General features: G+C 59.5%; 1 pseudogene. It reads right to left on the reverse strand.

From position 1 onward, the window contains the following. Positions 1–61: 61 nt before the first annotated feature. Positions 62–602: pseudogene (locus tag BFL43_RS00045) on the reverse strand (ferredoxin); the annotation flags it as partial. Positions 603–726 lie beyond the last annotated feature (124 nt).

Raw genomic sequence — 726 nt, forward strand, 5'->3', positions numbered from 1 at the left:
TATTGGCCACCTACGGGCAGTTTTCAAGTCCGCACATGGGCAGTTCCCGATGACCGTTGACAACACGCTCCTCGCCTAGTATTTCGACCGGGGATTCGAGGTAGCGGAACACGATTCTTTTTTTCGAATCCTTCAAAGGGGCGCTCGACATCTCCTGGGCGAGTTCAGCCTTGATTCGGACCGAGGGCTCGGCCTCGCCCGAATCGATCCACCGCTGACTGTGTGGATCCAAGTCGGCGTGTGCGGGGTCGATGACGATATCGACGTCGGGGAGTGATCTGAGCGCCAGAAACTCCGGGTTCGTGTAGGCCGCCTGCGCTGGCCCTCGTCGACCGACGATGACGACCTCGCGGATGTTGCTGTCCCTCAATGCCGCAGACGCGTGATCCGCAATATCGGTCAGGTCGAGCTGATCAACGTTCGAAACCAGGATGCGGGCGACGTCCAGGGCCACATTGCCGTTGCCGATGATGATCGCGCGTTCGCTCGATAGATCGAACGCGCGATTGGCGTAGTCGGGGTGGCCGTTGTACCACGCGACAAAACTCTGTTGCGGCATACGAGCCGGGCAGGTCCTCGCCCGGCACTCCCAGATGGCGGTCAAACGTTTTCGATATCAGAACGACAACGACCTGTACACGAACGGGAAGGCCGCGTTGTTCCGTGCCACCGGGACTGTCTGAATAACGGTTGATCCGGTCATTGGTTCAACACGCCGAGCTGAGC

This window comes from Williamsia sp. 1135, from assembly GCF_002095395.1.
Taxonomy (GTDB): Bacteria; Actinomycetota; Actinomycetes; order Mycobacteriales; family Mycobacteriaceae; genus Williamsia.